The sequence below is a fragment of the Joostella atrarenae genome (assembly GCF_021764745.1).
Lineage (GTDB): Bacteria > Bacteroidota > Bacteroidia > Flavobacteriales > Flavobacteriaceae > Galbibacter > Galbibacter atrarenae.
This window is the reverse complement of record NZ_JAETXX010000006.1, coordinates 226,247-236,892: the sequence shown is the minus strand read 5'-3', so window position 1 is coordinate 236,892 and position 10,646 is coordinate 226,247. Positions and strand designations below refer to the sequence as shown.

The following is a 10,646-nucleotide window of genomic DNA, read 5'->3' as shown; positions in this document are numbered from 1 at the left end:
CTTAATAGCTGATTTACAGCCTATTTGAAATAAAAATAAATACTCTTACATATCTTCTCCTTCATTTAAGACAACAAGATTAATAATACACCCCCTCTTTATCATCTTAATAGTCTACACAATTTGCAACCGTATTTTAAAAAGAAAGGGTAGCTAATTTAAATAAAAAAAATGAACCACACAACTATTTATTTATAAATGAGAGCGTTATATATTTTCTACTTGGTTTTAGGCTTAAAAGACACCTTATTATTAGATGCTTTCCACTTATTTGTGAGCTCCATGTAGTCAAAATCGAGAGCAGATTCTTGTTTTTCTAGTTTACCATCGGCAAAAGCACGTTGCAAAATATCTTCAATGAGATAATCTTCATGTACGGTCCCTGGTTGGTATTCTATTTTAATATCAATATCAAACATACTAGCTGTTGTATTGTACCAAAATGCTCTCCATCCACTTCGAAGTTCTTTTACTAGATCGAAAGCAGTAATTCCTGTTTGCCTATGTATAAGCTTCACCAATATCTGTCCTTCAGTTCTGGTAAGCTTTTTTAATTCAGCAGAAAACTCATCTTCAATATAACGTTGTATAATCTTGGTATACTTTCGTCGCTTAGATTTAGATTCTATTTTATCTAGACGCTCCGTAAGTTCCGTAAGTCTATCAGCAGCCAATTTAGCATATGGATACACTTTTAATGTTTTTCTCTTTAATATATAGTATCGCACTTTATCCTTATAAGAAGAAAACCGAAGTTTTTGAAATACAATAACTGGATCTAGCTCAATCATATCTCTTGGAATAGAATCCCCATCAAAGAAATAATACTGCGCTTCTAGAGAATCTTTTTTAGAAACTCCCAACGTATCCATCTCTTTAACTTGTGAAGAAACCAAAAGCGTATGCAAGAAAATTACTATGTATATTATATGTCTCAATTACACCTATTATATATTGCGTTCAAAAATAGTAAATTAGTTTTGCCACACTTATTAAATGTATATGAATATTAGTATTTTCGTAAACTTAAAATAAATGATTTATGGCGAAAAAGAATATTATCAACGAGAAATCGATTACTTTTTTAGAGAAATATCTAAATAATGCCTCCCCTACTGGTTACGAATGGGAAGGTCAAAAAATATGGATGGAGTATTTAAAACCATATGTAGATACTTTTATCACCGACACTTATGGTACTGCCGTAGGGGTTATTAATCCTGAAGCTGAATATAAAGTTGTTATTGAAGGGCATTCTGATGAAATCTCTTGGTATGTAAACTACATTACAGACAACGGTCTTATATATGTTATAAGAAATGGAGGTAGTGACCATCAAATTGCACCTTCTAAAGTTGTAAACATTCATACTAAAAAGGGAATTGTAAAGGGTGTTTTTGGTTGGCCTGCAATCCACACAAGAAAGAATGACAATGAAGAGACTCCTAAGCTAGACAATATATTTATAGATATAGGAGCAAAAGATAAAGAAGAGGTAGAAAAAATGGGAGTTCATGTTGGATGTGTTATAACATACCCTGATGAGTTCTTTATTTTAAATGAAGATAAGTTTGTTTGCCGTGCAATCGATAATAGAGCTGGTGGTTTTATGATTGCTGAAGTTGCTCGTTTATTACACGAAAACAAAGTAAAACTTCCTTTTGGACTTTATATTACTAATTCTGTACAGGAAGAGATTGGTTTACGTGGTGCGGAAATGATTACACAAACAATTAAGCCGAATGTTGCTATTGTTACAGACGTTTGCCATGACACAACAACTCCTATGATCGATAAGAAGAAGCAGGGACATACTGAAATTGGTAAAGGTCCTGTTATTTCTTACGCTCCTGCTGTTCAAAATAAACTACGTGAATTAATTATAGAAACTGCCGAAGAAAAGGAAATACCTTTCCAACGTATGGCTGCTTCTAGATTTACAGGTACAGATACAGATGCTTTTGCTTACAGTAATGGTGGCGTTGCTTCTGCATTAATTTCTTTACCGCTGCGTTATATGCATACAACGGTAGAAACTGTTCATAAAGATGACGTTGAGAATGTTATTGAATTAATTTATGAGTCGCTTATGAAAATTAAGGAGAATGAGACTTTTAGTTATTTCGACTAATAATATCCTTTAGTTTTTTTTAATTGATAAAACACAAACGTTTGGATGAGCTTGTAGACATATTAGATAGCCAAGGAAATGCCACCGGAAAGGTGCTTTTAAAATCGGAGGCCCATAAAAAGGGACTCTTCCACCCTACTGCTCATATTTGGGTGTACACACAGGATGGAAAAGTACTTATTCAAAAAAGAGTTGCCGATAAGAAAACGTTTCCTAATAAGTGGGATGTTTCTGTGGCGGGGCATATTTCTGCTGGGGAGACTCCAGAAGCTTCTGCTATCCGAGAAGTTAAAGAGGAGATTGGACTTTCAATTTCCGAAAAGGACTTGGATAGGATTGGTGTTCATCGTTCATCGGTTGTTCATAGTAAAGATGTGATCGATTGCGAGTTTCACCATATTTTTTTAGTTGAATTAAAACAACCTATAGAAACGTTGAAGATTCAAGAAAGTGAAGTAGCGGAAATAAAACTGGTAACTATAAATATGTATCTAGAAGCGTTGAAGAATTACACCCTTATGAAAGATTATGTTCCTTTAGAACCCGAATATCTAGACTTGGTGTTTTCTGCCATCCGAAGAAAAACAACATAATTTAAAAGCCTCTGAAATTTCAGAGGCTTTTTCGTTAAATTTGTTATGCTTACAATTAAGTGAGCCATTGCCCACAATATAATATATACATGAAAAATACGATTGCAGAACGTGTTGCAGATTTTTTAAAACGTTTTCCTCCTTTTGATTTACTAAAGCCTCATCAATTATTAGAAATTGCTATGGAAGTTAAGGTTATCTATAAGCAAAAGGGAACTGCTATTTTTTCTCAGGATGAGCCTGGGCATTCACAATTCTATGTGGTGCATAAAGGAGCGGTTGCAATTATCCGAAAGGAGAGCGAAAAGATGGAAACGCTTGATAAATGTGATGAAGGTGATGTGTTTGGATTAAGACCTCTTTTTGCTAAGGAAAACTATATGATTAGTGCCATTACGGAAGAGGAATCTATTTTATATGCTATTCCTATTACTTCTTTTCTACCGATTATAAAGCGGAATTATCTTGTTGGTCAGTTTCTTATTGAAAGTTTCGCCTCCAATACCAGAAACCCATATTCTCGAGAACACCGTGGGAAACTATTTACAGAAGGTGAAGCGCAACCAGAAATGCCTCCGGAGTTATATGAGCTTCAGCCGGTGCGGTATGTAAAAAATATCATCAGCAGTAAAAGAACAACAACAGTTTCTGAGGTTGCAAAATTAATGTCAGCAAAAAATGTGGGTTCTATATTAGTTATAGAAAACGACCTACCAATTGGAGTGGTTACCGATAAAGATATCAGAAATACTATTGCCGTTGGGAAGTATCCAATAGATATTGAGGTTGAAAAAATAATGTCGTCTCCAGTAATCTGCTACCAAAAAGGGCTAACCATTGCGCAGGCTCAGGTGGCTATGATGAAGCATAAAATAAGTCATATTTGTATTACTAAAGACGGCACACCAAATAGTAAGGTTCTCGGAATTGTATCGGAACACGATATTATTGTAAGTCAGGGTAACAATCCTGCGGCATTGATGAAAGCTTTAAAGAGAGCCAATAAAACTAAAACGCTGAGAGCAATTCGGGGGAGAATTATGCATCTATTAAATGGATATGTACAGCAGAATATCCCGATGACTCATGTTTCTAGGATTATGTTTGAGCTGAACGATGCTACTATAAAAAGAGTTATTGAAAGGAGTATCGATAAGCTAGGCACACCACCGCCTGTAAAATTCGCGTGGATGTCTTTAGGAAGTCAAGGGCGAAAGGAACAGCTTTTACATACAGATCAAGACAATGCTATTGTTTTTGAAGATGTTCCTAAAGAGAAGCTCGAAGAAACGAAAGCATATTTTATTGCGCTTGCCAAAATTGTAAACAAAGGATTAAATAATATTGGGTATGAATATTGCCCGGCAGATATGATGGCCCGCAATCCTAATTGGACGTTATCTTTAGGAGAATGGAAAAAGCAATTTGAAAGCTGGATGACAGACCCCGGAAACGATGAGATCCTTTTATGTTCCATATTTTTTGATTTCGATATCTCTTATGGCGACTCCAATTTAACGAATCAGTTATCGGAGGCTATATTCAAATCTAGCGAAAACAATCAGTTATTTATAACAGCATTAGCATCTAGCTCGTTAAGAAGTCCATCGCCATTAGGATTCTTCAGACAGTTTTTGGTTGAAGCAAATGGAGAACACAAAGACTTTTTTGACCTTAAAAACAGGGCTATCATGCCAATTACAGATGCTGGAAGGGTTTTAATACTTCAGCATAAAATAAAAAATATTAACAATACTGCGGAACGCTTTGAGAAGCTAGCAGAATTAGAACCACATAATAGAGAGCTCTATCTTTCGTGTTCATATACAGCAAAAGCACTGCTTAAATTCAGAACAAAACAGGGGTTATTACATAATGACACAGGAAGGTTTATAGCACTAAATACGCTAACTAAAGAGGAAAAGATTAAACTAAAGCGATCTTTTAAATCTATTAGCGATGTCCAAGAACTTATTAAGTTACGTTTTAAAATATCTTCTTTTATATGATCTCGTTATTTAAAAAGAAATCGGAGAATTATCCTGATTATTGGAAACGCTACGAGGAGAAATTTCAGGAGAAACTCCCTGAATATATCGACGAGAATACTTTTGTTATTCTAGATACTGAAACTACGGGTTTTGATTTTGAGAAGGACAGAATATTATGCATTGGAGCGGTAACTTTAAAAGACAATACCATTGCCATTACAGATGCCTTAGAGATTTATATCCATCAGGAGAAATTTAATCCTGAAACGGTAAAAATACACGGTATTATAAAGAATGATGCTGCATATGCTTTAACGGAAGAAGAAGCCATTATAAAATTCTTAGCCTATATAGAAAATGCCGTATTGGTAGCCCACCATGCTAATTTTGATATTGGGATGCTCAACCAAAGTTTAAAAAGACTAGGCCTCCCAAAATTAAAGAATAAAGTATTAGACACGATGGTATTGTATCGTGCAACAAGAATTACTTCTAATTTAATTGATAAAGAAAAACATTACAGTTTAGATGATCTTGCTGAAAACTTAAATATCTCTGTAAAAGATAGGCATACCGCAGCTGGGGACGCAATGATTACTGCGATATCCTTTCTAAAAACATTGACTAAGTTGAATAAAAAGGATAGAGGAAAACTTAAAGATCTGTTCAAAGTTAGATAAATTATAGTCATTTTATACCCTTATAAATATTAAAATAACTCTCAAAAAAACAAACTAGGAATAGGCTGGTTTGTAACGCGTTGTTCCTAGTTTGTATTTAAATCTATCTAACGTTTTTTAGTAGACTCCTTTTTATTTCTTTTCGAATGTAGTAGCATCCAAAGCTTCTGTACTTAGTGTAGCATCCGTAAAAATTAATGGTTTTCTGTCTCTAGGAGCAACAATAGTCCCTAAAGAGTCTTTTTTGTACCATATTAACTCCTTTGGCAATTTGATTCCATCTACCGTTTGCCAGTCGTTATATTTAATAATCGATGTTTCATCTTTTGCTTTATTATCGTGGTATGTAACAGTATACCCCAACCACTCCATTTGGTGTGAATCTTTATTATAATAGATATAGTAATTATCTTTTGAAGAAGCTCCTACCCCATCATTAAAAGATATTTTCACTCCAGGATACGATTTCCCATCCACTGTAATTGGTTTTGCTTCGCTATAATTAATTCCATCGTCAGATAAAACAAAAGGCATCGCATAAAAATAGAAATACAGATTATGGTAAAAACCAGGATCCCCTTTAAAAGAAGTACTGTCCTCTTTTACAACCCATGGCTCCTTCCCATCATAACCGATAGTATATTTTGGTGCTTCAATTAAAGATTTTCTCGCTTTAAGATCAATCGTATGCTTTTCGTCACCCTTTTTAAAAGTTAGCGTTTGCTGCTTATTCCAATTATCGATCCCCCCATGGGCGTTAAATACTTTTACTAACTCCTCTGGGTATTGATCGAGGTTTACAGTTGCTACTTCCTTTTTCTTTTCTGTTGAACATGCTACTAATACAATAGCGATAATTAATAATGTAGTTATTTTTTTCATGAATGATTAGATTTAAAATGTTTGACGAAAGAAATTCTACATCATTACAGGGATGATTGAAAAATATTGAAAGTATTTAAATGATTGTTTACCAATCCACCTCCCTATACTTCCACTTTTTTATACACTAACCCGGGTTTTTATGCCGTTTTCCCCTTCCTAAACCTGTACTGATACGTATAAAACCCATCTCGAGGGGTAAAAGACACCTTCAGATACGCTAGCACACCTATTTATAGGGCTTACAGATGCATCTGGATACGTTTAACACCCATACGAAGCCATTTTATACCTATCTCGATACGTCATGCAACGTATAATTTGACGTCCTGGACGTATCCAGATACGTACCACCACGTATAATTTGGGGTTCCTAACGTATCTCGATACGTTATGCCACGTATAAATATATATCAGGAACGTATCCAGATAGGTGGCACCACGTATACGGAAGGATCTTTAACGTATCGAGTGAGATTTTTGATTAATGAAACTGCTAATTTGCAAAATTGAGAATTTGCTTTCAAGCTTCTTTTCTCTTTATTCTATTCTCTCTTTTCTTTCTGATTACGGATTTCCGTAAAAGGCTTATTTATTGAATGCTTATATTTGAGGGAGGAATGAACGTGAGTGCGTTTGTTTGATGATTGACCACATACCCTAAATCAAACGTGAATTAACTCAAAAGAATAATTATAATCTATTAATCCTTTACTTTCCTCATTGTCAAGCCATGCTTTTTCTTCATGACTTTTTTCCATTATTTGAGTTGCATTACAACCTTTAAAAATACGAACAATTGTATTTAATGATTCTATTTCTTCAGAACTAAATAAATCTGAATTAAAATCTTTGTTGTTAGACTTATAAAAACATTTTCCCAAATACCCATCTCCATAATCCTCCATTTTCATAAAAACATAATCTTTATTAGAAGCATAATCAAAAATACCACCATACCTTACTGGAACAGGTCCATAATTATGTGCCATATAATTCGCGCCACTTATTGAATATGCAGTATTCTTAAAATTAAGAAAATCAGCATAAAACAGTAGCTTATTCATTTTTGTTTCTGTAGGGTTCAATTTATCAGCAAAAAATAAAATCATATTTGACATTTTTTCCATATTTGGTTTTCTATAACCAGAAAAATTACTTGGAAGTTTATCTTCAAATAAAATATTTACATATTTTTTATCATCCTTATTTTCTCTATAATTACCTTTTACTACTTCTATTCTTTTAAGAGCTTTAATTTTCTCTTCCTCATTTAAATCGTTATTTAAATCGACTTGGTATTTAAAATTATCTATACTATTTAAAACCGAACTTATTAACTTACTATTAGCTAAACTTGGAACTTCACCTTTTTCATAATTCCTATAACTATTTATTCCAAACCCTAATATACGAGACATCATTCCTGCTGACAAACCATAAGTATTTCTCAAATTAATTATTTCATCTGGAAATGGAATATTATGTTTATCTCTATATTGATTATATACTTGATTTAAATTAAATTCGTCTAACTCTGTGGTCGTAAATGACTCACCACTATCTTCACATAAATAACTTTTGTGATTATATTCAAATTTTTCTTTTCTAAAAACCAAAATACTCTTTTCAATTTGTAAGGTCATTTCCTTACCTGTGATTGGACTTTTCATAATTGTTTGTTTTTTAGCTTAGGTTTTTCAGAGGAAATTCCATAGGACATTCTGCCTTATGAAAAGATATACATACTGCTGTTCCTGTCATTTTTGAAATAGTCAATTTAATATAAACCTGTTGACCTTTAATTACCTTTCCGAAAACCCACATTTCTGTTCCACCTTGTTGAGTTTCTTCCAAAGGACCTTCACTATAGTCCTCTACTTCTAAGTTCAAAATTATTTCTTCACGCATTTTAGCGGTAATACTTAAATCTGCAAGATTCTGAATACTATTTTTAGGACGATTGGAGAAGATTATGCCAAGAGACTTTATAACCGCCTTAAGTTCTTGCAAAAAAGATTTTATAGTTAACTTATCCACAATACTAGCGTGTTAAATTCTTTGCAAAGATAAACTTAAATCTATATCAAACAACTTTAAAGTGTTATTTTAAACACTATTCATACAATTAAACAACTTTAAAATGAAAATAGATTTACCAACCGAGTAGATATCTCCCCTATTAATTAACAGAGTACACCCCTCACACCATGAACAAACGGGTCTCATATCTGGGCAGTTCGATAATGAAACTTATCGCTTACAGTATTCGATTCAACTAAAATATCCTTTCTTCTTTAACCGCTTTACAGGAATATTAGTTCCATTAGATATTTTTAACCCCCAAAGAGTTCCTATTTGGATTACTCTTTGGGGGTTAACAGTTATAATAATATTTTATGACTGCTGAATTATTATTTAATTTTCAGAATTACCATACATATTAGACTCTCCGCCATCTATAGCAATAGTTTGACCGCTTATATATCCGTTTTTATCACTAATTAAAAAGGCTACTAATTCGGCCACATCTTTTGGATCACCAAGAGATTTTGTAGGGTTATTTTTGGCAAAGGCCTCTTCTGCTGCTTTTGGATTATCTGGATTTACTTGCTTAAATGATTCGGCTACCATGGGAGTTAAAATCGCTCCAGGAGCAATAGCATTCGTTAATATTCCATCTTTACCATATTCTAAGGCCGCATTTTTTGTCATTCCAGAAACCGCGTGTTTACTAGCCACATATGGCGTTTGGTTTAAAACACCTCTAATTCCTCCAACGGAAGATACATTTACAATTCGGCCATATTTTTGTTTTTGCATCACAGGGATAACATACCGCAATCCGTAATAAACACCCATTAAGTTTATATCTATTACCTTTTTAAATACTTCTAAATCATATTCAGCCAATAAAGCTTGCTTACCTTCAATACCAGCGTTGTTATAAAAACCATCTATTCTACCAAACTCTTTTACTGTGGCATCTACATAATTTTTAACCTGCTCTTCTTTCGAAACATCCGCTTTTACGGTTAGTACTTTTATTTCAGGATATAATTTTTTTAATTTATTCGCAGACTCCTCTAATGCCTCTTCATTATAATCTACTAAAACTAAATTAGCCTTTTTCTCGCCTAATATTTCTGCTGCTGCATAACCCAGACCCATTGCTGCGCCTGTAATTACAATAACTTTATTTTCCATTATTTATATTTTTTACGATTGCTTAAAATTAAAAAAGGTAGACTTAAAAATGGGTTAATGAAATATTAAGGTTTAGCTAATCTAATTGCTGCTCCCCTATTTCTAGCTATACTTTTTTAAATTGTGAAATTGTAAAACTGCGAATTTGCAAAATCGTGAAGTTGCGAATCTGCTTTTAAGATTCTTTTCTCTTTATTCTAATTTCTAGTCTCTCTATTTTCTATTCTCTCTTTTCCTTCTGATTATGGATTTCCGTAGATAGCATATTTATTGAATGCTTATATTTGAGGGAGGAATAAACGTGAGTGAGTTTGTTTGATGATTGACCACATTATAAAATGAAACAAAAATTGATAATTCAAGTAGTAATTGGATATATGTATAAAGTCCTAAAAAATAAACTTGATACTTCTGATTTCAAAGATGAATTCGCAGCAATTCGACACGGTGATTATTTCAACTTCACTAAATTAATAGGAAAGGAAATTGATTTTATTGTGGTTTATAATAGTGGTTTAATTAACAAAGAAACAGACATTAAAAAAGACGATATTGATTATGTTGGACTAATAAAATCAGGTGAATCCTTGAAAGAATTTCATAAGAAATGTTATTTAAAATTCGGAGAAATAGTTGATGCTGATTTATCAGATTCATATTTTGAAAAATCAGCAATATTTGAACTTGGATTACGTATGCATCTAAATAATAAAAGATTTAAAAAGGATAGAAAAACTCTTGAAAACGTAATAAATGAGATTTCCACTCTAAAAAATTTGACTGAATCGGAAGTTGAAAAATTTCATAACGGAAGAAAATTTTTGAATTACATAAAGAGACCTGAAAAATTAAAATCCGATTGGAAAACTGTTTCATCAGAATTTGATATAGCTTATTCCTTATTGGTTGAGAAGAAATTAACAATTGAATAGAAAACTGGTGGTAGCACCGTATAAAAATAATTATCTGTTTAACAACTACTTACAAAATCCTTAGTAGATTTTCTATTCGATTGTTATTTGCTAAACTAGGTACGTGTAACACGCCATAATACCTATATAAATACCATTAGATATTTTTAACCCCAAAAGAGTTCCTATTTGGATTACTCTTTGGGGGCCCTTTATTTTACACCCATACTTTGGCTGCTAGCCCCGATGGA

General features: G+C 33.0%; 10 protein-coding genes. 5 read left to right on the top strand and 5 right to left on the bottom strand.

Going from position 1 to position 10,646, the window contains the following annotated elements:
* Positions 1-218: 218 nt before the first annotated feature.
* Positions 219-938 (bottom strand): DUF4294 domain-containing protein, encoded by a 720-nt coding sequence (locus JM658_RS11020; RefSeq protein WP_236959319.1) that lies wholly within the window; start codon positions 936-938, stop codon positions 219-221.
* A gap of 104 nt (positions 939-1,042) precedes the next feature.
* Here JM658_RS11020 and JM658_RS11015 point away from each other — a divergent pair, with 104 nt between their 5' ends.
* The 4 genes from JM658_RS11015 to JM658_RS11000 all read left to right on the top strand — a co-directional run bounded on the left by JM658_RS11015 (position 1,043) and on the right by JM658_RS11000 (position 5,395).
* On the top strand, positions 1,043-2,131 hold the full coding sequence (locus tag JM658_RS11015; RefSeq protein WP_236959318.1) for a M42 family metallopeptidase: 1,089 nt from the start codon (positions 1,043-1,045) through the stop codon (positions 2,129-2,131).
* Positions 2,132-2,154: 23 nt separating this feature from the next.
* The gene (locus JM658_RS11010; RefSeq protein WP_236959317.1) at positions 2,155-2,724 is read left to right on the top strand and encodes an NUDIX hydrolase; all 570 of its coding nucleotides are present in this window, start codon (positions 2,155-2,157) and stop codon (positions 2,722-2,724) included.
* 89 nt (positions 2,725-2,813) lie between these two features.
* Positions 2,814-4,733, top strand: a complete 1,920-nt coding sequence (locus JM658_RS11005; protein ID WP_236959316.1) for a DUF294 nucleotidyltransferase-like domain-containing protein — start codon at positions 2,814-2,816, stop codon at positions 4,731-4,733.
* Positions 4,730-5,395 carry a 3'-5' exonuclease gene (locus tag JM658_RS11000; RefSeq protein WP_236959315.1) on the top strand — a complete coding sequence of 222 codons (666 nt, stop codon included), beginning with the start codon at positions 4,730-4,732 and terminating at the stop codon, positions 5,393-5,395. Before JM658_RS11005 ends, JM658_RS11000 begins: the two co-directional genes overlap by 4 nt.
* Positions 5,396-5,527: 132 nt before the next feature.
* Here the strand turns inward: JM658_RS11000 and JM658_RS10995 are convergent, their stop codons facing one another.
* The 4 genes from JM658_RS10995 to JM658_RS10980 all read right to left on the bottom strand — a co-directional run bounded on the left by JM658_RS10995 (position 5,528) and on the right by JM658_RS10980 (position 9,484).
* The gene (locus JM658_RS10995) at positions 5,528-6,277 is read right to left on the bottom strand and encodes a DUF6503 family protein (RefSeq protein ID WP_236959314.1); all 750 of its coding nucleotides are present in this window, start codon (positions 6,275-6,277) and stop codon (positions 5,528-5,530) included.
* 665 nt (positions 6,278-6,942) lie between these two features.
* Positions 6,943-7,950 (bottom strand): type II toxin-antitoxin system antitoxin SocA domain-containing protein, encoded by a 1,008-nt coding sequence (locus tag JM658_RS10990; RefSeq protein ID WP_236959313.1) that lies wholly within the window; start codon positions 7,948-7,950, stop codon positions 6,943-6,945.
* A gap of 13 nt (positions 7,951-7,963) precedes the next feature.
* Positions 7,964-8,317 (bottom strand): hypothetical protein, encoded by a 354-nt coding sequence (locus JM658_RS10985; RefSeq protein WP_236959312.1) that lies wholly within the window; start codon positions 8,315-8,317, stop codon positions 7,964-7,966.
* Between the two features lie 378 nt (positions 8,318-8,695).
* A complete protein-coding gene (locus JM658_RS10980) occupies positions 8,696-9,484 on the bottom strand; it encodes a glucose 1-dehydrogenase (protein ID WP_236959311.1) in 789 nt (262 codons plus the stop codon).
* Between the two features lie 338 nt (positions 9,485-9,822).
* On the opposite strand from JM658_RS10980, the gene JM658_RS10975 reads away from it, so the two are divergent.
* Positions 9,823-10,416, top strand: a complete 594-nt coding sequence (locus JM658_RS10975; RefSeq protein ID WP_236959310.1) for a hypothetical protein — start codon at positions 9,823-9,825, stop codon at positions 10,414-10,416.
* The last annotated feature ends 230 nt before the right edge of the window (positions 10,417-10,646 follow it).